Origin of the sequence: Burkholderia sp. BCC1985 (genome assembly GCF_905339915.1) — a bacterium.
GTDB lineage: Bacteria > Pseudomonadota > Gammaproteobacteria > Burkholderiales > Burkholderiaceae > Burkholderia.
On record NZ_CAJPGY010000012.1, the window covers coordinates 23,057 to 46,911 of the forward strand.

Annotated in this window: 24 protein-coding genes; 12 read left to right on the forward strand and 12 right to left on the reverse strand. The window is 67.7% G+C overall.

The window, feature by feature from the left end; genetic code table 11:
- Positions 1 to 84: 84 nt before the first annotated feature.
- The 4 genes from gabP to U4Z31_RS14365 form a co-directional block, all read right to left on the reverse strand.
- Complete coding sequence (gabP, locus tag U4Z31_RS14350) at positions 85 to 1,476, reverse strand: GABA permease (protein ID WP_124487902.1); 1,392 nt, start codon at positions 1,474 to 1,476, stop codon at positions 85 to 87.
- Between the two features lie 223 nt (positions 1,477 to 1,699).
- A complete protein-coding gene (locus U4Z31_RS14355) occupies positions 1,700 to 1,894 on the reverse strand; it encodes a hypothetical protein (protein ID WP_124571704.1) in 195 nt (64 codons plus the stop codon).
- 38 nt (positions 1,895 to 1,932) lie between these two features.
- Positions 1,933 to 2,277 carry an MmcQ/YjbR family DNA-binding protein gene (locus U4Z31_RS14360; RefSeq protein ID WP_321801794.1) on the reverse strand — a complete coding sequence of 115 codons (345 nt, stop codon included), beginning with the start codon at positions 2,275 to 2,277 and terminating at the stop codon, positions 1,933 to 1,935.
- A gap of 103 nt (positions 2,278 to 2,380) precedes the next feature.
- Positions 2,381 to 3,700 carry an MFS transporter gene (locus tag U4Z31_RS14365; protein ID WP_321810677.1) on the reverse strand — a complete coding sequence of 440 codons (1,320 nt, stop codon included), beginning with the start codon at positions 3,698 to 3,700 and terminating at the stop codon, positions 2,381 to 2,383.
- Between the two features lie 194 nt (positions 3,701 to 3,894).
- On the opposite strand from U4Z31_RS14365, the gene gcvA reads away from it, so the two are divergent.
- The 3 genes from gcvA (at position 3,895) to ettA (ending at position 7,091) form a co-directional block, all read left to right on the forward strand.
- Positions 3,895 to 4,812, forward strand: a complete 918-nt coding sequence (gcvA, locus tag U4Z31_RS14370) for a transcriptional regulator GcvA (protein WP_044845890.1) — start codon at positions 3,895 to 3,897, stop codon at positions 4,810 to 4,812.
- A 113-nt stretch (positions 4,813 to 4,925) separates the two neighbouring features.
- Positions 4,926 to 5,234 (forward strand): DUF3761 domain-containing protein, encoded by a 309-nt coding sequence (locus U4Z31_RS14375; protein ID WP_321810678.1) that lies wholly within the window; start codon positions 4,926 to 4,928, stop codon positions 5,232 to 5,234.
- A gap of 189 nt (positions 5,235 to 5,423) precedes the next feature.
- The gene (gene ettA / locus U4Z31_RS14380) at positions 5,424 to 7,091 is read left to right on the forward strand and encodes an energy-dependent translational throttle protein EttA (protein ID WP_044845892.1); all 1,668 of its coding nucleotides are present in this window, start codon (positions 5,424 to 5,426) and stop codon (positions 7,089 to 7,091) included.
- 143 nt (positions 7,092 to 7,234) lie between these two features.
- On the opposite strand, the gene U4Z31_RS14385 is transcribed toward ettA, so the two are convergent.
- From U4Z31_RS14385 to U4Z31_RS14400, 4 genes are all read right to left on the reverse strand, one after another.
- Positions 7,235 to 7,858: an HAD-IA family hydrolase gene (locus U4Z31_RS14385; protein WP_321810679.1), complete on the reverse strand. Its 624-nt coding sequence runs from the start codon at positions 7,856 to 7,858 to the stop codon at positions 7,235 to 7,237.
- The gene (locus U4Z31_RS14390) at positions 7,855 to 8,406 is read right to left on the reverse strand and encodes a cysteine hydrolase family protein (RefSeq protein ID WP_124522189.1); all 552 of its coding nucleotides are present in this window, start codon (positions 8,404 to 8,406) and stop codon (positions 7,855 to 7,857) included. Before U4Z31_RS14390 ends, U4Z31_RS14385 begins: the two co-directional genes overlap by 4 nt.
- Before the next feature lie 66 nt (positions 8,407 to 8,472).
- Entirely contained in the window at positions 8,473 to 10,287 is a 1,815-nt protein-coding gene (locus U4Z31_RS14395; RefSeq protein WP_321810680.1) for an aminopeptidase P family protein, read from the reverse strand.
- A gap of 18 nt (positions 10,288 to 10,305) precedes the next feature.
- The gene (locus tag U4Z31_RS14400) at positions 10,306 to 10,560 is read right to left on the reverse strand and encodes a hypothetical protein (RefSeq protein ID WP_044845896.1); all 255 of its coding nucleotides are present in this window, start codon (positions 10,558 to 10,560) and stop codon (positions 10,306 to 10,308) included.
- 171 nt (positions 10,561 to 10,731) lie between these two features.
- Here U4Z31_RS14400 and U4Z31_RS14405 point away from each other — a divergent pair, with 171 nt between their 5' ends.
- From U4Z31_RS14405 to U4Z31_RS14435, 7 genes are all read left to right on the forward strand, one after another.
- Positions 10,732 to 11,493 carry a response regulator transcription factor gene (locus tag U4Z31_RS14405; protein ID WP_044845897.1) on the forward strand — a complete coding sequence of 254 codons (762 nt, stop codon included), beginning with the start codon at positions 10,732 to 10,734 and terminating at the stop codon, positions 11,491 to 11,493.
- Between the two features lie 26 nt (positions 11,494 to 11,519).
- Entirely contained in the window at positions 11,520 to 12,818 is a 1,299-nt protein-coding gene (hemA, locus tag U4Z31_RS14410; RefSeq protein WP_044845898.1) for a glutamyl-tRNA reductase, read from the forward strand.
- A gap of 85 nt (positions 12,819 to 12,903) precedes the next feature.
- Positions 12,904 to 13,986 carry a peptide chain release factor 1 gene (gene prfA / locus U4Z31_RS14415; protein ID WP_044845899.1) on the forward strand — a complete coding sequence of 361 codons (1,083 nt, stop codon included), beginning with the start codon at positions 12,904 to 12,906 and terminating at the stop codon, positions 13,984 to 13,986.
- A gap of 7 nt (positions 13,987 to 13,993) precedes the next feature.
- Entirely contained in the window at positions 13,994 to 14,836 is an 843-nt protein-coding gene (gene prmC / locus U4Z31_RS14420; protein ID WP_321810681.1) for a peptide chain release factor N(5)-glutamine methyltransferase, read from the forward strand.
- Between the two features lie 67 nt (positions 14,837 to 14,903).
- The gene (grxD, locus tag U4Z31_RS14425; RefSeq protein WP_011883132.1) at positions 14,904 to 15,215 is read left to right on the forward strand and encodes a Grx4 family monothiol glutaredoxin; all 312 of its coding nucleotides are present in this window, start codon (positions 14,904 to 14,906) and stop codon (positions 15,213 to 15,215) included.
- Between the two features lie 13 nt (positions 15,216 to 15,228).
- On the forward strand, positions 15,229 to 15,825 hold the full coding sequence (locus tag U4Z31_RS14430; protein WP_321810682.1) for a UbiX family flavin prenyltransferase: 597 nt from the start codon (positions 15,229 to 15,231) through the stop codon (positions 15,823 to 15,825).
- 224 nt (positions 15,826 to 16,049) lie between these two features.
- A complete protein-coding gene (locus tag U4Z31_RS14435) occupies positions 16,050 to 16,841 on the forward strand; it encodes a class III extradiol ring-cleavage dioxygenase (RefSeq protein WP_321810683.1) in 792 nt (263 codons plus the stop codon).
- A 115-nt stretch (positions 16,842 to 16,956) separates the two neighbouring features.
- On the opposite strand, the gene U4Z31_RS14440 is transcribed toward U4Z31_RS14435, so the two are convergent.
- Positions 16,957 to 18,555: an APC family permease gene (locus U4Z31_RS14440; protein ID WP_044845903.1), complete on the reverse strand. Its 1,599-nt coding sequence runs from the start codon at positions 18,553 to 18,555 to the stop codon at positions 16,957 to 16,959.
- Positions 18,556 to 18,976: 421 nt separating this feature from the next.
- Here U4Z31_RS14440 and U4Z31_RS14445 point away from each other — a divergent pair, with 421 nt between their 5' ends.
- Positions 18,977 to 19,180: a cold-shock protein gene (locus U4Z31_RS14445; RefSeq protein ID WP_006477070.1), complete on the forward strand. Its 204-nt coding sequence runs from the start codon at positions 18,977 to 18,979 to the stop codon at positions 19,178 to 19,180.
- 103 nt (positions 19,181 to 19,283) lie between these two features.
- On the opposite strand, the gene U4Z31_RS14450 is transcribed toward U4Z31_RS14445, so the two are convergent.
- The 3 genes from U4Z31_RS14450 to U4Z31_RS14460 form a co-directional block, all read right to left on the reverse strand.
- Positions 19,284 to 20,534: an Hsp70 family protein gene (locus U4Z31_RS14450; protein WP_044845904.1), complete on the reverse strand. Its 1,251-nt coding sequence runs from the start codon at positions 20,532 to 20,534 to the stop codon at positions 19,284 to 19,286.
- A 359-nt stretch (positions 20,535 to 20,893) separates the two neighbouring features.
- Positions 20,894 to 21,499 carry a nitroreductase family protein gene (locus U4Z31_RS14455; protein ID WP_044845905.1) on the reverse strand — a complete coding sequence of 202 codons (606 nt, stop codon included), beginning with the start codon at positions 21,497 to 21,499 and terminating at the stop codon, positions 20,894 to 20,896.
- A 157-nt stretch (positions 21,500 to 21,656) separates the two neighbouring features.
- Positions 21,657 to 22,940, reverse strand: coding sequence for an MFS transporter (locus U4Z31_RS14460; protein WP_044845906.1), 1,284 nt, complete (start codon positions 22,938 to 22,940; stop codon positions 21,657 to 21,659).
- A 217-nt stretch (positions 22,941 to 23,157) separates the two neighbouring features.
- Between U4Z31_RS14460 and U4Z31_RS14465 the strand changes: the two genes are divergently transcribed.
- On the forward strand, positions 23,158 to 23,781 hold the full coding sequence (locus U4Z31_RS14465) for a TetR/AcrR family transcriptional regulator (protein ID WP_044845907.1): 624 nt from the start codon (positions 23,158 to 23,160) through the stop codon (positions 23,779 to 23,781).
- Positions 23,782 to 23,855 lie beyond the last annotated feature (74 nt).

The following is a 23,855-nucleotide window of genomic DNA, read 5'->3' on the forward strand; positions in this document are numbered from 1 at the left end:
ATGCCGATCGGGCCATTTTCACGACGGGAATCCCCGCGTCAACCGACAGCGAACGCTCAGGCCCGCTGCCGCATCGTCACTTCATCACATCGCCGACACCCGCCGCCCCGCCCCCGCTCGCGCATCGCGACCGCGCTTGTTCAGCCAAGACGCAAACAGCACGAGCAGCGCGAGCACGGCCGTCGCACCGACTTCCATCCGGTGTTCCTCGCTGACGAACATCACGGTCAGCGTGCCGCAGATGAACAGGATCACCGCCCACGTGAGCCACGGGAACAGCCACATCCGCAGCGTCAGGTCGGCGCCGCCCGATTCGAGCGTCTTGCGCATCCGCAGCTGCGAGATCGCGATCACGAGATACACGAGCAGCGCGATCGCACCCGACGTCGCCAGCAGGAAGCCGAACACCTGCTCCGGCATCAGGTAGTTCGCGATCACGGTCAGGAAACCGAATGCGGTCGATGCCAGCACGGCCGCACGCGGCGTACCGGTCGAATCGGTGCTGTGCAGGAACGCAGGTGCGTCCTTGCGCTTGGACAGCGAGAACAGCATCCGCGATGCGGTGTACAGCGCGGAATTCAGGCAGCTCGCGACCGACACGAGCACGATCACGTCGATGATCGCCTTCGCGTTCGGAATACCGATCAGCTCCATCGCACGCTGATACGAGCCGTGCTTCGGCAGCAGCGGATCGTTCCACGGCACGATCGCCGCGACGACGAGGATCGAGCCGAGATAGAACAGCGTGATACGCCAGATGACGGAATTGGTCGCACGCACGATCTGGCGTTGCGGGTTGTCCGACTCGGCGGCCGCGATCGTCACGATCTCGGTACCGAGGAACGAGAACATCGTCGTCAGCATCGCCGCGAGCACCGCGCCGGCGCCGTTCGGCATGAAGCCCTGGTGCGCGAAGAGGTTCGACACGCCCGATACGGCCGGCGCGGGCACGATGCCGACGATCGCCGCACCGCCGATGCACAGGAACACGACGATCGCGACAACCTTGATCAGCGCGAACCAGAATTCGAATTCGCCGTAGTTCTTGACCGAGAAGAGGTTGGTGATCGTCAGCAGCAGCGTGATGCCGAGCGCGAAGATCCAGGTCGCGACGCCGGGGAACCACGCATTGAGGATGGTAGCCGCAGCGGTTGCCTCGATCGGGATCACGAGCACCCAGAACCACCAGTACAGCCAGCCGATGGAGAAGCCCGCCCAGTGACCGATCGCGCGATCGGCATAGGTCGAGAACGAACCGCTGTCCGGATGCGCGACGGCCATCTCGCCGAGCATGCGCATCACCAGCACGACCAGGACGCCCGCGATCGCATACGCGAGGATCGAAGCCGGGCCGGCTTCCGCGATTGCGTGGCCGGAGCCGACGAACAAGCCCGCGCCGATGACGCCGGCAATCGACATCATCGTCACGTGCCGCTGCTTCAGACCCGTGCCGAGGCCTGTCTTGCTTCCACTCATGTGTCTCTCTCCAAAAAACGGTTCCGGTATGACCGGGTGTCGCGTGAAGGCGGCGGGGAGTTGTCGTTGTTGAACCCGGCAGCCCGCCGCGCATGCGCGCATACGGGCAGGAAGCCGGGTCGAGCTGTTCCGGTCGGTGCGCGACGCAGTCTGCGAAGCCGCGGGTGCGATGCGGCGCACGAGGTGCCGGCGCATCGCGTACGCCCCTTCCGTCGGCTGTCGGTCAGCCGCCTTCGAAGCGAAGGAGTGTAAGCATCAAACGGTTCTTCACTAAGAACCAATTGAAGAATTTCGATGGATCCACTTGTTGCATCGATGCGAACCGATGCAACGCATGATCCGGTTCGGCGTCCGCCTGCGGGCAGCCGGATCGGGCAAGTGATGACGGCGCGTGCCCGCTCGGCATCATGGTGAACACGTTCCGTCGAAGCGGATCGCGTGCCGCGCCGGCGCGGCTCAGTTGGCGTCGTCCGGCCCTGCGTCGCGCCATTTGGCCGGCACGATCGCGCGCCATTCGCGCAGAAGCAGGTTTCTCACGGCGTCGGGATGCGCGGCCGACAGGCGCACCAGCACGATCGGCCAGCCCGCATAGTGGTCGGTCAGGTAATACACGTCGGGCTCCGCTTCGATCAGCCACGCGCGCTCGTCGGGGCCGACGCCCTTCACGACGAGCGTATCGCCGTCCTCGCGCAGGCGCGCGAGCGTCTTGCCCTTCACCTTGAGTGCGGGCGTGCCGTACGACGTCCCCTCCTCGACGCCGCGCCATGCGAGCGCGATCTGCCGCACTTCGTCGAATGTCACGATGCGCCTCCAGCCGTCGATGATCGAGATCCGGCCACCGTAGCGGAAATCGTAGATCGCGCCTAGCTGGAAGGCGCCGTGCCTTGCAGCGGGCGACGCGCGTCTAGCGACCGGCCGCGCGCACGGCCATCTGCGCGCGTCCGGTGGTGGCGACGATCGCGAACGCGACCGCATTGGCGGCCGCGCTGGCCAGGATCGGCACGAGATAACCGCCACCCGCGTCGTAGATGAAACCGGCCGCAGCCGGCCCGATCAGCGTGCCGAACGCGATGCTCGTGTACAGCACGCCGATGATCGCGCTCACGTTGCGGCCGCCGAAGTAGTCCATCACGACTGCGGGCAGCACGGCGACCCAGCCGCCGTAGAACACGCCGAACACGAGTGCGAACGCGGCCAGCGTCGCGACGCTGCCGGCGCCGGCCCACGCGACGAGCGCGACGGCCATGCCTGCGAACATCGCGAGCAGCGATGCGCGGCGGCCGAAGCGGTCGGCGAGGCCGCCGAGAAAGAAGCGCCCAGCCGTGCTGCCGACGCCGATCGCGCCGAGCAGCAGCACGGCCGTCGACGATGCGACGCCATGATCGAGCGCATACGGCACGAGGTGCACGAACGGCACGAAGACGCCGAACGAGCACACGAGGCATGCCGCGTAGAGGCTTGCGAACGGTCGCGACGTGACGGCCTCGCGCAGCGTCGCGCCGGTGGGCGCCGCTGCGGCAGCCCGCGCGCGATCCACAGCGTTCACGGCGCCCGGGGCCCCTGCCGTGTGCCCGCCCGCTTCCGGCAAGCCTCCGCCGCCGGCCGGATGCACGGCCTCCCCGTCCGGCAACAGCCCGCGCCCGCGCGGGTCGTTCTCGATCAGCAGCGACATCCCGGCGCCGATCGCGACGGCGAGCGCCGCAAGCGTGAAATAGGCGCCGCGCCAGCCGACGTGCGCGATCAGCGCAGAGGCGAGCGGCGGCATCACGAGCGTGCCGACGCCGATCCCCGCGACCGCGAGCCCCGACGCGAAGCCGCGCCGCCGCACGAACCAGCGCTGCACGGCGCCGACGGCCGGCACATACGCGCAGCCGACGCCGAGACCGACACCGAGCCCGTACGCGACATAGACCTGCAGCAGCGTATGCGCGGCGCCGGCCGCCGCGAGACCCGCCGCCGTCAGCAACATGCCGGTGACGGCGAGCCGCCGTGAGCCGAAACGATCGGCAAGCGGGCCGCTGACGATGCCGAAGCCGAAATACAGGAAGCCGGCCAGCGAGAACACGAGCGAGATCTGCCCGCGCGATGCGGCAAAATCCCGCTGCAGCGCTTCGACGAACGCGCTGAACGTGTACGCACTGCCGAAGCCGACGAACGTGACGGCGAACGCGGCCGCCACCACATACCAGCCGTAGAAGACGCGCGACGCGCGCGGGCCGCTCATGACGATGCTCCTCTCAGGTTCCGCCGGACGCCGCGCGGCGTCCGGATTGCCTCATGGATATAGTTGAACTATGTTGATCGCATCGACCGCCGCGAGTCAGCCGTGACGAATGCGATCCGCATGCGACAACGGTACTCGCGCGCATGCCTTGCCTCAAACGATATTTCGTCGGCCTTTCGCTTTAGAAAAACTCAATGAACCGTTCCCGTCTGCCACCGCTCAACGCGTTGCGCGCGTTCGAGGCGGCGGCCCGCCACCTGTCGGTGAAATCGGCAGCGCAAGAGCTGTCGGTCACGCCCGGCGCGGTGAGCCAGCTGATCCGCACGCTCGAGACCCATCTCGGCGTGCAACTGTTCGAGCGCGTGAACCGCGGTATCCTGCTGACCGCCGCGGGCCGCGACTATCTGCCGCCCGTGCGCAACGCGTTCCGGCAAATCGCCGACGCGTCGCAGCGCGTGTCGGGCGCCGCCGACAGCGGCGTGCTGACGGTGAGCGTCACGCCGTTTTTCGCATCCGCATGGCTCGTGCCGCGCCTCGCGCAGTTCCGCGATGCATGCCCGGACGTCGACCTGCAGATCGTCGCGAGCCATGCGCTCGCCGATTTCTCGCGCGACGGCGTCGACGTCGCGATCCGCCACGGTCTCGGCCGCTACATCGGGCTGTGCAGCGAACGGCTGCTGACCGTGGAGATCGTCGCGCTTGCGGCGCCGGAACTCGTCGCGCGGCTGGGCATGCCGGCCACGCCCGCCGACCTGGCCGGATGGCCGCATCTGCACGACGCCGAACGCAAGGGCTGGCACATCTGGTTCGACGCGCAGCGAATCGCCGATTTCGGGCCGCCGCGCGGCCCCGCGTTCGACGATTCCAGTCTGTTGCTGCAGGCGATCCTCGCCGGCCAGGGCGCCGGCCTGCTGCCGGCGGCGATGGTGCGCGGCGAGCTCGCGAGCGGCCGGCTCGTGCAGCTTGCCGACGTCGCGTGGCTCGACGACTTCGCGTACTACCTCGTCTATCCGCCGCATCATGCGGAGCGCGCGAAAGTCGCCGCGTTCCGTCGGTGGATTCTCGAGGCCGCCCAGGCCGACGGCGCGGCATCGATGACGGGCACGGCGTAGCGTCGCTGCAGCGCGGGGCGGCGGCAACGATCTCGAGCCGATCGGCTAACATGCGGCCCGGGCCGTCGGCCCGCCAGCCACCGGCAACGGACAACGACATCAGCAGAGAGACCATGCCAGCCCTGCTCCGCCGCGCGACACGCATCGCAACCCTGTCGGCCGCGCTGTTCGTCGCGTGCGCCGCCCTGCCGCCCGCGACGCACGCCTATCGCGCGTCGCCCGGCTACGGCAGCGAAGCCGACCTCGACCGGCACGACACGTACCGCAATCGCGACGGCGACACCGTCCATGCACCGGCGCATTCGAAATCGGGCCGCGTGCCCGAGGGCGCGAGCGCGCGCTGCCGCGACGGCACGTACAGCTTCAGCCGCCATCGGCGCGGCACCTGCTCGGGGCACGGCGGCGTCGCCGGATGGCTGTGAACGCGGGTCGGCCGAATGGCCAGCGCGGTGCCAGCGGCAGCCGGCGCCGAAGTACAATACGCGCTCGCGCCGCCAACCCGCGGCGACACCGCCGCGCCCCGCGCGGCACGCTCCGTACCGAATCACCCGACGCCACGCACGCCCATGCGCTGCGCGGCAGTCTCAACCCTTTCTGAGTTTCACACCCAAATGGCCCAATACGTTTTCACGATGAACCGGGTCGGCAAGATCGTGCCGCCCAAGCGCCAGATCCTGAAGGACATCTCGCTGTCGTTCTTTCCCGGCGCGAAGATCGGCGTGCTCGGCCTGAACGGCTCGGGCAAGTCGACGCTGATCCGCATCATGGCGGGCGTCGACAAGGACATCGAAGGCGAAGCGACGCCGATGCCGAACCTGAACATCGGCTACCTGCCGCAGGAACCGCAGCTCGATCCGACGAAGACGGTGCGCGAAGCCGTCGAGGAAGGCCTCGGCGACCTGTTCCAGGCGAACAAGAAGCTCGAGGAAATCTACGCGGCCTATGCGGAACCGGACGCCGACTTCGACGCGCTCGCAGCCGAGCAGGCGAAATACGAAGCGATCCTCGCATCGAGCGACGGCGGCAGCCCCGAGCAGCAGCTCGAAGTGGCCGCCGACGCGCTGCGCCTGCCGGCGTGGGACGCGAAGATCGAGCACCTGTCGGGCGGTGAAAAGCGCCGCGTCGCGCTGTGCAAGCTGCTGCTCGAGAAGCCGGACATGCTGCTGCTCGACGAACCGACCAACCACCTCGACGCGGAATCGGTCGACTGGCTCGAGCAGTTCCTGGTGCGCTTCCCGGGCACCGTCGTCGCCGTCACGCACGATCGCTACTTCCTCGACAACGCGGCCGAGTGGATTCTCGAACTCGACCGCGGCCACGGCATTCCGTGGAAGGGCAACTACAGCAGCTGGCTCGACCAGAAGGAAGAGCGCCTGAAGCAGGAAGAAGCGTCGGAATCGGCGCGCCAGAAGGCGATCAAGAAAGAACTGGAGTGGGTGCGCCAGAACCCGAAGGGCCGCCAGGCGAAGTCGAAGGCGCGTATCGCGCGCTTCGAGGAGCTGAACAGCCAGGAATACCAGAAGCGCAACGAAACGCAGGAAATCTTCATTCCGGTCGGCGACCGCCTCGGCAATGAAGTGATCGAGTTCAAGAACGTCAGCAAGTCGTTCGGCGACCGCCTGCTGATCGACAACCTGAACTTCAAGATTCCGGCCGGCGCGATCGTCGGCATCATCGGCCCGAACGGCGCCGGCAAGTCGACGCTGTTCAAGATGCTGACCGGCAAGGAACAGCCGGATTCGGGCGAAGTCGTGATGGGCCCGACCGTGAAGCTCGCGTACGTCGACCAGAGCCGCGATGCGCTCGACGGCTCGAAGACGGTGTTCGAGGAAATCTCGGGCGGCGCCGACGTGCTGACGGTCGGCAAGTACGAAACGCCGTCGCGTGCGTACATCGGCCGCTTCAACTTCAAGGGCGGCGACCAGCAGAAGATCGTCGGCAACCTGTCGGGCGGCGAACGCGGCCGCCTGCACCTCGCGAAGACGCTGATCTCCGGCGGCAACGTGCTGCTGCTCGACGAACCGTCGAACGACCTCGACGTCGAAACGCTGCGGGCGCTGGAAGACGCGTTGCTCGAATTCGCGGGCTCGGTGATGGTGATCTCGCACGATCGCTGGTTCCTCGACCGGATCGCGACGCACATCCTCGCGTTCGAAGGCGATTCGCAGGTCACGTTCTTCGACGGCAACTACCAGGAATACGAAGCCGACAAGCGTGCGCGCCTCGGCGAGGAAGCCGCGAAGCCGAAGCGCCTGCGCTACAAGCCGATCAGCCGCTGAACGATGCGGCCCGTGCATCCGGCGACGCGACGCCGGGTGCCGAACGCGGCCGCCTCCGGATCGGCAGAACGACAAAGCGGGCTCATGGCCCGCTTTTTTTTCATCCGCCTGTCTGCATTCGGCTGTGGCGTCCGGCGCGCCGCCTACGCGAGCGCGCCCAGTTCGCGCAAACGCGTCTCGGTCGCGGCCGCGCTCGTGTGATGAATGCCATGCCAGCCGAGTGCCGTCGCAGCCGCGGCATTCTTCGCGTTGTCGTCGATGAACACGAGCTCATGCGGCGCAATGCCCGGCAGGTGCGGCTCGATCCGCGCATGCATCTCGCGGTAGATCGCCGGATCGGGTTTCACGAGCTTCACGCGACCCGACACGACGATGTCCTTGAAGCGCCGCAGCACCGGGAAGTTGTCCCACGCATACGGAAAAGTCTGCGCGGACCAGTTGGTCAGCCCGAAGAGCGGCATCCCCTGCGCATCGAGCCGGTCGACGAGCGCGGCGCCTTCGTCGAGCACGCCGCCGATCATCTCGTGCCAGCGCGCGTAGAACGCGCGGATCAGCGTCTCGTGCGCCGGAAACTTCGCGACCAGCTCGCGCGTGCCTTCGTCGATCGTCTGCCCGCCGTCCTGCCGGATCACCCAGTCCATCGCGCACACGTGCGTGAGGAACCAGCGGCGCTCGGCTTCGTCCGGAATCAGCTGCCGGTACAGGTACTCGGGGCTCCAGTCGATCAGCACGCCGCCGAAATCGAACACCACCGCCTTGATCGTCATGCGAACTCCGTGGCGAGCACGTCGGCGAGCGGACGCGGCGTCACCGCATTGCCCGACAGCGTATTGTTTTCCCACACGAAGTGATGATGCGCGACGATCTGCGCGGCCGACAGGTGCGCGCGCTCGTTCGTCGTGTGCAGGTCGGACACGACGGTCGTCCGGTAGCCGAGCAGTGCCGCGCGGCGCGCGGCCGAATCGACGCAGAACTCGGTCGCATAGCCGCAGATCAGCACCGAACGGATGCCGTGGCCGTCGAGCTGCGCGGCGAGCGGCGTGTCGTGGAACGAATCGCTCACCTGCTTGCGGATGCGCCAGTCGGTGCGACCGACGATCAGTTCCTCATGCAGTTCCCAGCCGGGCGTGCCGGGCACGATGTCGTCGTCCGCATCGCCGTCGTGCTGCACGAAGCACACGGGCGCGTTTGCCGCACGTGCCGCCGCCGTCAGCCGGTTGATGCCCGACACGACGTCGTCGAGCCGGTACGCGGGCCGCGCCCGCTGCACCAGCCCGCGCTGCATGTCGATCACGATCACTGCGGTGTCTGCCATCGATTGCCCTCTCGGTCGTGGTCCGGCCGTCGCGCGGCCGGTATCTATCGTGTATTGCGCGTCGCGTCAGATCGGCTGCGTGCGCGCGTCGAGCCACGCCTTCGCGTCGCCGCTCACGTGCCGGCCGACGCGCTCGCGCACGGTCGCGTGGTACGCGTTCAGCCACGCGCGTTCTTCCTCATGCAGCATCTCGATCAGCACGCAGCGCGTGTCGATCGGGCACAGCGTCAGCGTCTCGAACGCGAGGAAGTCGCCGAACTCGGTCTGCCCGCCCGCGCGGTTCACGACCAGGTTTTCGATCCGGATGCCCCATTTGCCGGGCCGGTACACGCCCGGCTCGATCGACGTGATCATCCCCTCTTCCATCGCCGTGTACGGCTCGGCCGGCGCGTAGTGCGAGATGACCTGCGGGCCCTCGTGCACGTTCAGGAAGTAGCCGACGCCGTGACCGGTGCCGTGGCCGTAGTCGAGCCCGGCCGCCCACATCGGCGCGCGCGCGATCGCGTCGAGCATCGGCGAGCGGATGCCGCGCGGGAAGCGTGCGCGCGACAGCGCCATCATCGACTTCAGCACGATCGTGAAATCGCGGCGCTGCAGGTCGCTGACCGTGCCGACCGGCACGACGCGCGTGATGTCGGTGGTGCCGGTCGTGTACTGGCCGCCCGAATCGACGAGCAGCAGGCCATCTCCGGCGATCGTCGCGTGCGACTCGGGCGTCGCGCGATAGTGCGGCATCGCACCGTTCGCGTTGAAGCCGGCGATCGTCGCGAAGCTCGGCGACACGTAGCCGGGGCGCCGCGCGCGCGCGGCCGTGAGTTGCTCGTCGATCGTCAGCTCGGTGATCGTCTCGCGGTTCACCGCCTGCTCGAACCACGCGAAGAATTCGGCGAGCGCGGCGCCGTCGTGCTCCATCGTCACGCGCACGTGCTCGATCTCGGCGGACGTCTTGCGCGACTTCGCGAACGTCGACGGGTTCACGGCTTCGATCAGCTTCACGCCGGCCGGCACGGCCTCGAGCGTGCCGAACGTCACGCGGCGCGGATCGATCAGCAGCGTCGCGCCGTCGGGCAGCGCCGCGAGCGACGCGCGCGCGGCGTCGTACGCGCGGACCTCGACGCCGTCCTGCGCGAGCGACGCGGCCAGCGCCGGCGACACCTTGCCGTCGGCGACGAACAGCGTCGCGCGATCGGCGCCGATCATCGCGTGCGCGACGAACACGGGGTTGAAGTTGACGTCGGCGCCGCGCAGGTTGAACAGCCACGCGAGATCGTCGAGCGTCGACACGAAATGCCATTGCGCGCCCTGCGCGTGCATCGCGCGGCGCACTTCGGCGAGCTTGCTCGCGCGCGTCGTGTCGGCCTGCGGCGCCACGTGCTCGAACACCGCGTCGCCCGGCAGCCCCGGGCGCTCCGGCCAGATCGCGTCGAGCAGGTCGAGATCGGTGCGCAGCGCGATGCCGCGCGCGCTCAGCGCGGCCGTCAGCGCGCGTGCCGCCGCGACGCCGAGCACGGCGCCGTCGACGCCGACCGTCGTCCCGGCCGGCACGTTCTGCGCGAGCCAGTCGACGTGCGGCGCGCTCTGCTGCCCGCCCGTCATCTTCATCAGCTGGACGCCCGTGCCGGCGAGTTCGGCCTCGGCCTGCACCCAGTAGCGGCTGTCGACCCACAAGCCCGCGAAATCCGCGGTCACGACCAGCGTGCCGACCGAGCCCGTGAAACCGGACAGCCAGCGTCGCGCCTGCCAGCGCTCGGGCAGGTACTCGGACAGGTGAGGATCGGCGGACGGCACGAGATAGGCGGCCAGGTCCTCGCGGACCATCGCGCCGCGCAGCAGCGCGAGGCGGGCCGGCACCGACGAGACTTCGGGGAGACGGGCATTCATGATTTCACCTGAGAGCGTTCAGCGACGGGCCGACACGGCGACCGTCACGGCTACGGCGAGGAACGCGACACCGGTGCAGACCGGCCATTCGAGCGTTTCGCCGTCGTAAAACAGTCCAGAGAGATTGCCGGCCATGCGCGCGGCGGCGGCGCCTGCGATGCCGACCAGCACCACGATCCACCATGCCGGCCGGCCCGTGCGCCGCATCGGATGCAGCCACCGGCCGAACAGCCCGACGGCCGCTCCCAGGACAAGGATTCCAAACCAGTTCATTCGACGCCTTCTATAAATTCAGATTCGTCCCATAGGCGTGAACGTTGCCAGCGGCTAGCATCGATTCATCCATCGAACCTGAGACCAGCCGGGCGCCGCGAACATTCGAGTGTAGGGGCCGACCCGACGTTATGGCAAGCGCGCGCCCGCAGGCGTATTGAAGAAATCCTCATGCGAATCGCTCTCATCGATCCGGAGGCGCATCATGCTGCGCTCCTGAACCGCCTGCTGTTCGCCGGCGGTCATGTGTGCCACGCGTTTCCGTCCAGCGCGGCGTTCTTCGAGTGGCTCGCCACCGATACCTGCGACATGCTGATCATCGGCAATTGGGCCGGCGACCAGCCGGCCGAGGTAGTCATTCCGCGGGCGCAGGCGATCCTGCCCGGCCTGCCGGCCATCGCCGTGATGCAGCTAGCGCGCGAAAGCGAAGTCGTGTCGTGCCTGCACGCGGGCGCCGACGACTGCCTCGTGCGCCCGGTGAGCGGCCCCGAGCTGCTCGCACGCGTCAACGCGCTGAGCCGGCGCGCGGGTGTCCGGCGGCCGCCAAATCGCTCGCGCGAAATGTATGGAGAATACGCATTCGATGCGACCCACAGCCTCGTGCGCTTCGGCAATGCGATCGTCGCGCTCACGCCGAAGGAGTTCCGCTTCGCACAGCTGCTGTTCGCGAACCTGTCGCGGCCCGTGTCGCGCGCGCATATCCTCGAGACGGTTTGGGCCCGCCGCCGCGACATGAAGTCGCGCACGCTCGACACTCATGCGTCCCGGCTGCGCAGCAAGCTGCGGCTGCTTCCGGAGCGCGGCTACCGGCTTCTGCCGCTCTACGGCTACGGCTACCAGCTCGACCGCGTGCCGATCGAGCCCCCAAATTCGAGGCCGCGCCACGCCGATGCCCGGTATGCCGCAAGTGAGGAAATCGCTGAAACGCTATAATATGGGGCTAAACGATAGCCCTCGATATGCAACTCCTCACGATCGGAATCAACCACCACACTGCGCCTGTCGCCCTGCGCGAACGCGTGGCGTTTCCGCTCGAGCAAATCAAGCCGGCTCTCGTCACGTTCAAGAACGTGTTCCTCGGCCCCCAGGCGCCGAATGCGCCCGAAGCAGCAATCCTCTCCACCTGCAACCGCACCGAACTCTATTGCGCGACCGACGATCGGGCCGCCCGCGAGGGTGCGATTCGCTGGCTGTCGGAGTACCACCAGATTCCGGTCGACGAACTCGCCCCGCACGTCTATGCGCTGCCGCAATCGGAAGCGGTCCGGCACGCATTCCGCGTCGCGTCGGGTCTCGATTCGATGGTGCTCGGCGAAACGCAGATCCTGGGCCAGATGAAGGATGCGGTACGCACCGCGACGGAAGCCGGCGCGCTCGGCACCTATCTGAACCAGCTGTTCCAGCGCACGTTCGCCGTCGCGAAGGAAGTGCGCGGCACGACCGAGATCGGCGCGCAGTCGGTGTCGATGGCCGCCGCCGCGGTCCGCCTCGCGCAGCGCATCTTCGAAAAAGTGTCGGATCAGCGCGTGCTGTTCATCGGCGCCGGCGAGATGATCGAGCTGTGCGCGACGCACTTCGCCGCGCAGAGCCCGCGCGAGCTCGTCGTCGCGAACCGCACGGCCGAACGCGGCCAGCGGCTCGCCGAACGTTTCAACGGCCGCGCGATGCCGTTGTCGGACCTGCCGGCCCGCATGCACGAATTCGACATCATCGTGTCGTGCACCGCGTCGACGCTGCCGATCATCGGCCTCGGCGCGGTCGAACGTGCGGTGAAGGCGCGCCGCCACCGGCCGATCTTCATGGTCGACCTCGCGGTGCCGCGCGACATCGAGCCGGAAGTCGGCAAGCTGAAGGACGTGTTCCTCTACACCGTCGACGATCTCGGTGCGATCGTGCGCGAAGGCAACGCATCGCGCCAGGCCGCGGTTGCACAAGCCGAGACGATCATCGAAACCCGCGTGCAGAACTTCATGCAGTGGCTCGACACGCGCAGCGTCGTGCCGGTGATCCGTCACATGCATACGCAGGCCGACGCGCTGCGCCGCGCGGAAGTCGAGAAGGCGCAGAAGCTGCTCGCGCGCGGCGACGATCCGGCCGCCGTCCTCGAAGCGCTGTCGCAGGCGCTCACCAACAAGCTGATCCACGGCCCGACGAGCGCGCTCAACCGCGTGAACGGCACCGACCGCGATTCGCTGATCGACCTGATGCGCGGCTTCTACCAGCACGCGCCGCGCTCGAACGACCAGTCCGGCCACTAGCGCCGGCCGGTTGCCCCTGCCGCCGGCCGCGCGCCGGCCTATCCTTTTCGAATACCCCTTTTGTCCGGGAGCGTCGCTCCACACCATGAAGACGAGCATGCAACGCAAGCTCGACCAGCTGTCTATCCGGCTGGCCGAACTGAACGACCTGCTGAGCCGCGAAAACGTCACGGCCGACCTCGACCAGTACCGCAAGCTGACGCGCGAACACGCGGAACTCGGCCCGGTCGTCGAGCAGTACGCGCTGTGGCGCCAGTCGCGCAGCGACGAGACTGCCGCGCAGGAGCTGGTCGCCGATGCATCGATGCGCGATTTCGCCGAAGACGAGATCCGCAGCGCGCGGGAACGCATGGTCCGCCTCGAAGGCGAGTTGCAGAAGATGCTGCTGCCGAAGGACCCGAACGACGACCGCAACATCTTCCTCGAAATCCGCGCGGGCACCGGCGGCGACGAATCGGCGCTGTTCGCGGGCGACCTGCTGCGCATGTACCTGCGCTTCGCGGAACGCCAGCGCTGGCAGGTCGAGATGATGTCGGAGAGCCCGTCGGATCTCGGCGGCTACAAGGAAGTGATCGTGCGGATCGCCGGCCAGGGCGCTTACTCGCGGCTGAAGTTCGAATCGGGCGGCCATCGCGTGCAGCGCGTGCCGGCGACCGAAACGCAGGGACGCATCCACACGTCCGCCTGCACGGTCGCGGTGATGCCGGAAGCCGACGAAATCGGCGAGGTCGAGATCAATCCGGCCGACCTGCGGATCGACACGTTCCGCGCGTCGGGTGCGGGCGGCCAGCACATCAACAAGACCGATTCGGCGGTGCGCGTCACGCACATCCCGACCGGGATCGTCGTCGAGTGCCAGGACGACCGCTCGCAGCACAAGAACAAGGATCGTGCGCTGAAGGTGCTCGCCGCGCGCATCAAGGACAAGCAGTATCACGAGCAGCACGCGAAGGAAGCGGCGACGCGCAAGAGCCTGATCGGCTCGGGCGACCGCTCGGAGCGGATCCGCACGTACAACTTCCCGCAGGGCCGGATGACCGATCATCGGATCAACCTCACGCTGTACCGGCTCGAGGCGCTGATGGACGGCGATCTCGACGAACTGATCGGCGCGCTCGTCACCGAACACCAGGCCGAACTGCTCGCGTCGCTCGGCGACACCGACTGAGGTCGCGATGTCCGACACCACCGCCGACGATCTGCTGCGCGCGTCGCCGCTCGACCCGGTCGATGCGCGCGTGCTCCTCGCGTACGCGCTCGGCTGGACCCGCACGCAGCTGATCACGCGCGGCGACGCCCCGCTCGAGCCCGCCGCGATCGCGCGCTACCGCGCGCTCGAAGCGCGCCGCGTGGCGGGCGAGCCGGTCGCGCAGCTTGTCGGGATGCGCGAATTCTTCGGCCGGCCGTTCGATGTGACGCCCGACGTGCTGATCCCGCGCCCCGAAACCGAACTCCTCGTCGAAGCCGCGCTCGACGCGATCGACGGTCGCCCGCATCCGGCCGTGCTCGATCTCGGCACCGGCAGCGGCGCGATCGCCGTGTCGATCGCCGCCGAACGGCCCGATGCACGCGTGTGGGCGCTCGACCGCTCATCGGCCGCGCTCGACGTCGCCCGGCGCAACGCGCACAAGCTGCTCGACGCGCGCCGCCCCGGCGGCCCGCTGCACTGGCTGCAGAGCGACTGGTACGCCGCGCTCGAGCCGACGCTCGCGTTCGACACGATCGTCAGCAATCCGCCGTACATCGCGCAGCACGATCCGCACCTCGCGCAGGGCGACCTGCGGTTCGAGCCGCGCGGCGCGCTCACCGACGATGCCGACGGCCTCAGCGCGATCCGCACGATCGTCGCAGGCGCCGGCGCGTACCTGAAACCAGGCGGCACGCTCTGGATCGAGCACGGCTACGACCAGGCCGAAGCCGTGCGTGCCTTGCTCGTGTCACGCGGCTTCGTCGCGGTCGAATCGCTCGCCGATCTCGCCGCGATCGAACGCACCACGGGCGGCCGCCGGCCCGTCTGACGGCCGGCCCGCCCGGTTGAAATCCGCTATCATTTCGTTCTAACGCCCCGCCAACGCAAGGTCAGTCATGGACACCCAACAACGTATCAAGCAAATCGTCGACGAAAACCAGGTCGTGCTCTTCATGAAGGGCAACGCGCAATTCCCGATGTGCGGCTTTTCGGGCCGCGCCGTGCAGGTGCTGAAAGCCTGCGGCGTCGACCAGTTCAAGACGGTCAACGTGCTCGAGGACGACGAGATCCGCCAGGGCATCAAGGAATTCTCGAACTGGCCGACCATCCCGCAGCTGTACGTGAAGGGCGAATTCATCGGCGGCTCGGACATCATGATGGAGATGTACCAGTCGGGCGAACTGCAGCAACTGTTCGCCGCCGCGTAACGCCCCGTTCCCGATGGCATCTCCCAGCGCGCCGCCACGCCGGCTGATCGTCGCGATCACCGGCGCCACCGGCGCGGTCTACGGCGTGCGGCTGCTCGAATTGCTGCGCGCCGCCGGCGGCGTCGAAACGCATCTGCTGGTTTCGAACGCCGGCTGGCTCAATATCCAGCATGAATTGCAGCTGTCGAAGGCCGAAGTCGAAAGCCGGGCGGATGTCGTGCATTCGGTGCGCGATGTCGGCGCGACGATCGCGTCCGGTTCGTTCGCGACCGACGGGATGGTGATCGCCCCGTGCTCGATGAAGACGCTCGCGAGCGTCGCGCACGGCCTGTCGGACAACCTGATCACGCGCGCGGCCGACGTCACGCTGAAGGAACGCCGCCGTCTCGTGCTGATGGTGCGCGAAACGCCGTTCAACCTCGCGCATCTGCGCAACATGACCGCCGTGACCGAAATGGGCGGCATCGTGTTTCCGCCGCTGCCCGCGTTCTACGCGATGCCGAAGACGATCGAGGAACTCGTCGACCAGACCGTCACGCGCGTGCTCGACCTGTTCGCGCTCAGCGCACCGATGACGACGCCGTGGGCCGGCATGCGGCCCGCACGGTAAGCCGCTCGACGCGGCGCTTCGGCGCCGTTCTCCACGCATCTTCGTCGATTCGGCCGCCTTCCGGTTCGATCCAGCCGCGCCCAGCCTCCCCGCGCCTGCTCCCGCGCACCCGAATCGGCCGAATTATCAACCATTGCGATTCAATCAAATTCCAGCAAGCCGATTTATCAATGTCCGGTGCGCGCCTATAGTCACATGCAACCCACTATTGCAGGCTCCCCACCATGAACCGCTTGCCTTCGCTTTACCTGTCACACGGCGCCCCGACGCTGCCGATCGACCCGACGCTGCCGTCCGGCGCATTCACGCACCTCGGCGCCGAATTGCCGCGCCCCCGCGCGGTGCTGATGCTGTCCGCGCACTGGGGCACGCAGCAGCCGGTCGCGAGCGTGGCCGCGCACCCGGAAACGATCCATGACTTCTACGGCTTCCCGCGCGCACTGTACGAGATCCGCTACCCGGCACCGGGCGCGCCCGAGGTCGCCGAGCGGGCGGCCGCGCTGCTGACCGCGGCCGGCATCGCGACCGCGACGACCGAGCACGGCCTCGACCACGGCGCGTGGGTGCCGATGCTGCTGATGTTCCCGGAAGCCGACGTGCCCGTCGCGCAGTTGTCGATCCAGCCGCGTGCGGACGCGGCCCATCACTTCGCGCTCGGCCGCGCGCTGCGGCCGCTGCGCGACGAAGGCGTGATGGTGATCGGCTCGGGCCAGATCACGCACAACCTGCGCGCGGCCGATTTCAGCGCGGCGCCCGAGGATGCGGACCCGCGCGTCGCGGAATTCACCGACTGGTTCGAGGCGAAGCTCGCCGCGCGCGACGTCGACGCGCTGCTCGACTATCGCCGGCAGGCGCCGCACGCGGCGCTGATGCATCCGACCGACGAGCACCTGCTGCCGGTGTTCACCGCGCTCGGCGCAGCCGACGACGACTACCAGCTCGGCATCCAGTCGCTCGGCACGTATCAACGCGTGCTCGCGATGACGAACTACGTGTTCGCAAGCGCGGCCGCCTGAATCGCGCGACACGGCGACACAAGCGCCGAGCACAAATAAAAAGCCCGCCCGAGCATCGCTCGGACGGGCTTTTTTGCGCTTTCCGCCACCGCCGATTCCGGTGGCAGGTCAGGCGTCAGGCACCGACCCCTTCAAGGATCTCGTCGTGCGCCTCGCGCTCGTCGAGATACTGGGTCCGGTAACCGGTATTCACGCCCCAGAAGTAGAACACCAGCGAGATTGCCGCGACGATCAGCATGTCCCAGCCGTACGGCAGCACGCCGTAACCGCCGAACTCCTTGCTGCCGACCAGCGACAGCACGGCCATCGTCGGCAGGTACGCGACCAGCCACCATGCGGCCTTCAGGTCGGCGCCCCAGCCGGTCCAGCCCGACTTCGCCTGGAAGTAGAAATACACCGGCAGCGCGACGATCATCAGCAGGATGATTTCGCCCGTCAGCGGCCACTTCGCCCAGTACAGGATCAGCGACGCGCAGACGAACGCGAACGGTGCGATCAGCTTCATCAGCGGGATCGACAGCGGACGCTCGATGTCGGTCGCCGCGCGACGCAGCGCCATCAGGCTGATCGGGCCGGTCAGGTACGAGATCACCGTTGCGACCGAGATCACTGCCGCGAGCGAGCTCCAGCCGCGGAAGAAGAACAGGAAGATGAACGACACGAGCAGGTTGAACCACATCGCCTGGCGCGGCACACCGTAGATCGGGTGCACGTTGCCGAACATCTTCGGCATCGTGTTGTTGCGCTCCATCGCGTAGATCATGCGCGTGGTCGTCGCCATGTAGGTCGTACCGGTGCCGCTCGGGCTGATGAACGCGTCGACGTACAGCAGGATCGCGAGCCAGTTCAGGTTCAGCGCGATCGCGAGTTCGGCGAACGGCGACGAGAAGTTGAACTGCGACCAGCCCTTCGCGACGTCGGCCGGATTCACCGAACCGATGTACGCCATCTGCAGCAGCACGTAGATCACGAGTGCGATCAGGATCGACGTGATCACCGCGAACGGCACGCTGCGCGACGGATTGCGCGCTTCGCCGGCCAGGTTCACCGGGCTCTGGAAGCCGTTGAACGCGAACACGATACCGCTCGTCGCGACCGCGGTCAGCACGGCCGACCAGCCGTACGGCGCGAAGCTTGCATTCGATGCAGTACCGAGGTTTTCCGAGTGGAAGCTCGACAGCATCAGGCCGAGGATCGTGAGGCCGGGGATCAGGAACTTGAAGATCGTGATCGCGGTGTTCGCACGTGCGAAGGCCTTGACGCCCCAGTAGTTCAGCAAGAAGTAGATGACGACCAGCACGGCCGACAGCAGCAGGCCGGGTGTCGTCAGCTCGCCGTTCACGAACAGCGCATGCGCCCACGGATACTGCCACGTGCTCATGTACTGGATCGACGCTTCCGCCTCGATCGGGATCACCGATACGATCGCGATCCAGTTCGCCCACGCGCTGATGAAGCCCACCAGCGAACCGTGCGAGTAGCGCGCGTAGCGCACCATGCCGCCCGACTCGGGGAACATCGCACCGAGTTCAGCGTACGTCAGCGCAATCGCGAGAATCACGACCGCGCCGATGATCCATGCGCAAATCGCCGCCGGACCGGCAATCTTCGCAGCCTTCCAGGCGCCGAACAGCCAGCCCGAACCGATAATCGAACCCAGCCCCGTCAGCATCAGTGCAAACGGGCCGATGTTCCGTTGAATAGAACTCTTCACATCCTCTCCTATGTCTCAAAAAGCATGGTCGGCCCGCGGTCCGGGATCGGCTCGGACAGCAGCGCGCATGCAATTTTGGGGGGAAGGATCACCCGATCGGGGCAACCCGTCCACGCGGCGCGTAGTTTAACGGTTGCACCTCCAAGTTGGCGCCAAAATCGTTCGGCCCCTACAAAAAAGTCGCATCGTTTGCAAGGTTTGTAAACCTTAACTCCGCAATAACCCTGAGTGCATGGAAATCCGGTTGACCGCGCGACCGATTACCCGTATAAACAACGTTGCAGGATTTCAAGCGGCGAGTGAATTGGTTCTTTCGTAGTTCGCCCATCAACGGTACTCCGGTTGGTCCCATTACCCCCTTCCTTGATTTTCCGCACCCCATGGGCCTCGGCCCCGTTTTATCTTTTTAGGAACAAGTAACATGGCAACCGGTACCGTCAAGTGGTTCAATGACGCAAAGGGCTTCGGCTTCATCACCCCGGAAGGCGGCGGCGACGATCTGTTCGCGCACTTCTCGGAAATCCGCGTCGAAGGCTTCAAGACGCTGCAAGAAAACCAGAAGGTTGAATTCGAAGTGAAGACGGGCCCGAAGGGTCTGCAAGCTGCGAACATCCGTCCGGTCTAAGTTCGGCGCGATAATTCGTGTAAAAAAGCCCCGCTTCGGCGGGGCTTTTTGTTTTCCGGCGCGGGCAGCCATGCGGCCGCTGCCGATCGAGAATGGCCTCCGGTCAGCCGAACAGCCGCTGCGCGTGAATGCCGAGCCCGGTCGCGACGCTCGCGAGGCGATCGCCGAACACCGGCTGCGCGTCCGGGAATGCGCCGGCGAGCGCACCCGACAGGAACGCGAGCCCGGTCGAGCCGCCGGTGAAATACAGCGCGCCGACATCGCGCGGCGCGACGCCCGCCAGCCGCACCGTTTCGCGCGCGGCATCGACGATGCGCGCGGTGTCGTCGACGCTCGCGTCGACCAGGCGTTCGGCGTCGAACGCGATCTGCAGATCCTCTTCCACGTCGTTCAGGTCGATCATCGTCTCCCCGCCCGCCGCCACGCCGATCTTCGCTTCTTCCGCGCGCGCCATCAGCGCATGCCCGAGCCGCTGCTCGACCACGCGCGTGAGCCGGTCGTACTGCCGCACGTCCTGGTACAGGTGCTTCATCAGCTTCAGCTCGCCCAGCCGCTTCGGCGTGTAGACCGTGTTGATGAGGTGCCAGGTCGCCAGGTCGAAGTAGATCCGGTTCGGCAGCTCGCGTCCCTCGGGATCGAGCGCGCGGTAGCCGAACGCCGGCAGGATCGCCGCCAGCTCGACGCGCCGGTCGTAGTCGGTGCCCGCGACGTGCACGCCGTGGTGCGCGAGCACGTCGTCCTTGCGCTCGAGGCGCGCCATCCGCTCCGGCCCGACGCGCACCAGCGAGAAGTCCGACGTACCGCCGCCGATGTCGGCGACCAGCACCAGCCGCTCGGCCTGCTGGCGCGACTCGTAGTCGAACGCGGCCGCGATCGGTTCGTACTGGAAATGCACGTCCGCGAACCCGACCGACTGCGCGGCCGCTTCGAGCTGGTCCTGCGCGAGACGGTCGGCGCGCGGATCGTCGTCGACGAAGAACACCGGCCGGCCGAGCACCGCGCGGCCGATCGGCGCGCCGGCGCGCGCTTCGGCCTTGCGTTTCAGGTGCGTCAGGAAGCGCGCGATGATCTCCGTGTACGCCATCGCACTACCGTCGCCGAGATCCGTCGTCGTTTCCGCGAGCGGCGAGCCGAGGATGCTCTTCATCGAGCGCATCAGGCGGCCGTCGAAACCGTCGATATAGGACGCGAGTGCCGCCCGGCCGTATTCGACCGTCTGCTCGTCGTTGTTGAAGAAGATCGCGGTGGGCAGCGTCAGGTGGTCGCCCTCGACGGGCGCGAGGCGCATGGCGTCGCCGTCGGGCAGGGCCACGGCGGAATTGGACGTGCCGAAATCGATCGCGCAGTAAGTCATGGGAAGGTGCCGCAGCATGGCCGGCGCGAAAACGGAAAGGACGGGCTTTTTAACATGAAGCCCGCCGGATCACAACCGGGGGCGGCCGCCGGCGCGGTGCAACCGGCCCGGGGCGGAGATCAGGCGCGCCTGCGGCAGGCCGGCGACAGGGGCGGACGGGGTGCCCGAGGCGCCCCGCCGCCCGCTTGCAGCGCACCGCCGACAGGTTCGGACAGAGTGCTCGACGCGCCCCGGCACCCGCTTGCGGCACACCGGCGACAGGTGCAGACGGGGTGCCCGACGTGCCCCGCTGCCCGCCTGCAGCGCACCGGCAACCTGTGCGGACAAGGTGCTCGACGCACGCCTGCCCGCTTGCACCATCAGGCCGCGGCGTCGAAACCCTTCTTCCATGCGCCCGCATACACGACCTCGCCGATCGCGTGGCGCGTGCGCGGCGCCTTTTCGCGTTCGCGCAACACCGGGTCGAGCTTGTCGACGTTGCCGTAGTGGCCGAGCGAGATGATCGCCGGAATCGCGACGTCGGCCGGAATCTCGAACGCATCGCGGAACGCCTTCGCATCGAAGCCGCTCATCTGGTGCGCGGCGAGACCCAGCGCGTGCGCCTGCAGCACCAGCGACATCGCGGCCGCGCCCGCATCGTACAGCGCGGTCGGCGCCGGCTCGCCCTTCGGCGTGAGCGTATGCGCGGTCACCGCGATCAGCACCGGCGCCGGCGCGTTCCAGCCCTGGTTGAACGGCACCAGCGTCGCGAATGCGTGCTTGAACGCCGCTTCGTCCTGCGTGCGATCGAACACGATGAAGCGCCACGGTTGCGCGTTGTAGGCGGACGGCGCCCAGCGCGCCGCTTCGAGCACCGCGTGCAGATCGGCGGCGCTGATCGGCTCGTCCGAATACGCGCGCGGGCTCCAGCGGCCGGCAATCAGGTCGTGAATCGAAACAGTGGTGGGAGCAGGTTTGACGGACATGCGGTTCCTCGCTGACATCGATGAAGGGCGCGAACGCCCGGCGAACCGCAAGCATAACCGCTTGAGCCGTCGCGCGCCCGGTCATCCCGCGCAATGCAAATCACCGATCCTGCATTGACCGGCCGCACCCGCGCACGGGCCGGCCGGCGCACCGCGCTCAGGCGGCCTGCGCGGCCGCGCGGGACGGGCCGCGATTGATCCGCAGCACGATCAGCGCACCGACGATGCAGAGCGCGCCCGAGATCATCGACGCGATCGTATAGGTGCCGAGGCTCGCGCGCAGCAGCCCCGCACCGAGCGCCGCGAACGCCGCGCCCAGTTGGTGGCCGGCGACGATCCAGCCGAACACGACCGGCGCCGCGGCCTTGCCGAACACGTCGGTGGCCAGCCGCACGGTCGGCGGCACGGTCGCGATCCAGTCGAGCCCGTAGAACATCGCGAACAGCGGCAGACCGAAGAAGTCGATGCCGAACGCATGCGGCAGGTAGATCAACGACAGCCCGCGCAGCCCGTAGTACCAGAACAGCAGCACGCGGTTGTCGTAGCGGTCGGACAGCCAGCCCGACAGCGTCGTGCCGAACAGGTCGAACACGCCCATCGCGGCGAGCAGCGACGCGCCCTGCACTTCGGACATCCCGTAGTCGCTGCACATCGCGATGAGGTGCGTGCCGACGTAGCCGTTGGTGCTCGCGCCGCAGATGAAGAAGCTGAAGAACAGCAGCCAGAAGTCGCGCGAGCGGCTCGCGGTCAGCAGCGTGCGGAACGCGACCGCGAGCGGGTTCTCCTTCGTCGCGTCGGGCGCCGCCGGCGCGTCGGCCGGCTCGCCGTACGGACGCAGCTGCACGTCGGCCGGCCGCTCGGGCAGCAGGAACGCGACCAGCGGAATCACGATCGCGGCCGCCACTGCGACGACCAGCACGACCGGCCGCCAGCCGTGGCGCTGCGCGATCGCCGCGAGCATCGGCAGGAACACGAGCTGCCCGGTGGCCGTGCTCGCGGTCAGGATGCCCATCACGAGGCCGCGCCGCGCATGGAACCAGCGTGTGACGAAAGTCGCGGACAGCGTCAGCGCGACGACGCCGGTCGAGCAGCCGACCATCAGCCCCCAGATCACGACCATCTGCCAGCTCTGCGTCATCATCGACGACAGCGCGACGCCCGCGCTCATCGTCACGAGCGCGGTCAGGATCGTCGGCCGCAGCCCGAAACGCTGCATCGCCGCGGCCGCGAACGGGCCCGTCAGGCCGTACAGCGCGATGTTCACCGAAATCGCCAGCGAAATCGCCGCGCGGCTCCAGCCGAGTTCGCGCTCGAGCGGCACCATCAGCACGCTCGGCGTCGCGCGCGTGCCGGCCGCCGCCAGCAGGATCAGGAAAACCACCGCCGCCGCGAGCCATCCGTAGTGGAAGCGCCCGCCGATTCGTGTCACTGCCCAGTTCATGTTGTCGCTCTCCAGTTGGCGGCCCCGCGCTCGCGCGTCAGCCCCGCCTCACCTCCGGGCCACCTCCGCCGCACGCTGCATCGGCTGACCCGGGCCGATACGTGGCATTTGTCTGTCGAGCCGGTCGGCATTGTTACCGATCGGTCACAAGTGTGTTGCGATCGTAGTGACCAGTCGGTAACATGTCAAGCAATTCACCACGCAGTCGAGGGTCATCATGTCGGGCATCGAGGCCGCCAACAAGCCGCCGGCACGCCGCACGCGCCGGCCGATCGCCGCGGCCGCCGCGCAGGAACACCTGCTGCGCGCCGCGGAGGAGCTGTTTTACAAGGAAGGGGTGCGCGCGGTCGGCGTCGAGGCGGTCGTGGAGCGCGCGGGCGTCAACAAGATGAGCCTGTACCGCCAGTTCTCGTCGAAGGACGAGCTGATCCTCGCGTATCTGGAACGGATGGATGCGTGCTTCTTCGAGCGTCTCGATTCGAGCGTCGCGAAGCATCCGGGCCAGCCGAAGGCGCAATTGATCCAGTATTTCGTCGATCTGGCCGAACGCGCGACGCAGAAGGACTATCGCGGCTGTCCGTTCGTCAACGTCGCGGCCGAATTCCCGGATACGTCGCATCCGGCGCGCGAGCGCGTCGCGCAGAACAAGGAACAGCTGATGAAGCGGCTCGTCGAGTTGTGCGAAGGCGCGGGCGCCCGGCAGCCGAAAGCGCTCGCCGACGCGCTCGCGCTCATCGTCGAAGGCATCTATGCGGCGAGCCAGACCTACCGGCACGGCGAAACGCCGATCGGCACCGCGCCCGCGCTGGCCACGCAGCTGATCGAAGCCGCCTGCGCGTGACAGGCGGCGCACGCCCCGCCCCGGCGTGCCCGCTCCGGCTACAATGCGGCCCTCGCTGCCGCTTCGCCCGACCG

Coding starts and splice junctions, on each gene's coding strand:
- gabP (WP_124487902.1), bottom strand. CDS start 1,476: ATGAGTGGAAGCAAGACAGGCCTCGGCACGGGTCTGAAGCAGCGGCAC.
- U4Z31_RS14365 (WP_321810677.1), bottom strand. CDS start 3,700: ATGAGCGGCCCGCGCGCGTCGCGCGTCTTCTACGGCTGGTATGTGGTG.
- gcvA (WP_044845890.1), top strand. CDS start 3,895: ATGAACCGTTCCCGTCTGCCACCGCTCAACGCGTTGCGCGCGTTCGAG.
- U4Z31_RS14375 (WP_321810678.1), top strand. CDS start 4,926: ATGCCAGCCCTGCTCCGCCGCGCGACACGCATCGCAACCCTGTCGGCC.
- ettA (WP_044845892.1), top strand. CDS start 5,424: ATGGCCCAATACGTTTTCACGATGAACCGGGTCGGCAAGATCGTGCCG.
- U4Z31_RS14385 (WP_321810679.1), bottom strand. CDS start 7,858: ATGACGATCAAGGCGGTGGTGTTCGATTTCGGCGGCGTGCTGATCGAC.
- U4Z31_RS14390 (WP_124522189.1), bottom strand. CDS start 8,406: ATGGCAGACACCGCAGTGATCGTGATCGACATGCAGCGCGGGCTGGTG.
- U4Z31_RS14395 (WP_321810680.1), bottom strand. CDS start 10,287: ATGAATGCCCGTCTCCCCGAAGTCTCGTCGGTGCCGGCCCGCCTCGCG.
- U4Z31_RS14400 (WP_044845896.1), bottom strand. CDS start 10,560: ATGAACTGGTTTGGAATCCTTGTCCTGGGAGCGGCCGTCGGGCTGTTC.
- U4Z31_RS14405 (WP_044845897.1), top strand. CDS start 10,732: ATGCGAATCGCTCTCATCGATCCGGAGGCGCATCATGCTGCGCTCCTG.
- hemA (WP_044845898.1), top strand. CDS start 11,520: ATGCAACTCCTCACGATCGGAATCAACCACCACACTGCGCCTGTCGCC.
- prfA (WP_044845899.1), top strand. CDS start 12,904: ATGAAGACGAGCATGCAACGCAAGCTCGACCAGCTGTCTATCCGGCTG.
- prmC (WP_321810681.1), top strand. CDS start 13,994: ATGTCCGACACCACCGCCGACGATCTGCTGCGCGCGTCGCCGCTCGAC.
- grxD (WP_011883132.1), top strand. CDS start 14,904: ATGGACACCCAACAACGTATCAAGCAAATCGTCGACGAAAACCAGGTC.
- U4Z31_RS14430 (WP_321810682.1), top strand. CDS start 15,229: ATGGCATCTCCCAGCGCGCCGCCACGCCGGCTGATCGTCGCGATCACC.
- U4Z31_RS14435 (WP_321810683.1), top strand. CDS start 16,050: ATGAACCGCTTGCCTTCGCTTTACCTGTCACACGGCGCCCCGACGCTG.
- U4Z31_RS14445 (WP_006477070.1), top strand. CDS start 18,977: ATGGCAACCGGTACCGTCAAGTGGTTCAATGACGCAAAGGGCTTCGGC.
- U4Z31_RS14450 (WP_044845904.1), bottom strand. CDS start 20,534: ATGACTTACTGCGCGATCGATTTCGGCACGTCCAATTCCGCCGTGGCC.
- U4Z31_RS14455 (WP_044845905.1), bottom strand. CDS start 21,499: ATGTCCGTCAAACCTGCTCCCACCACTGTTTCGATTCACGACCTGATT.
- U4Z31_RS14460 (WP_044845906.1), bottom strand. CDS start 22,940: ATGAACTGGGCAGTGACACGAATCGGCGGGCGCTTCCACTACGGATGG.
- U4Z31_RS14465 (WP_044845907.1), top strand. CDS start 23,158: ATGTCGGGCATCGAGGCCGCCAACAAGCCGCCGGCACGCCGCACGCGC.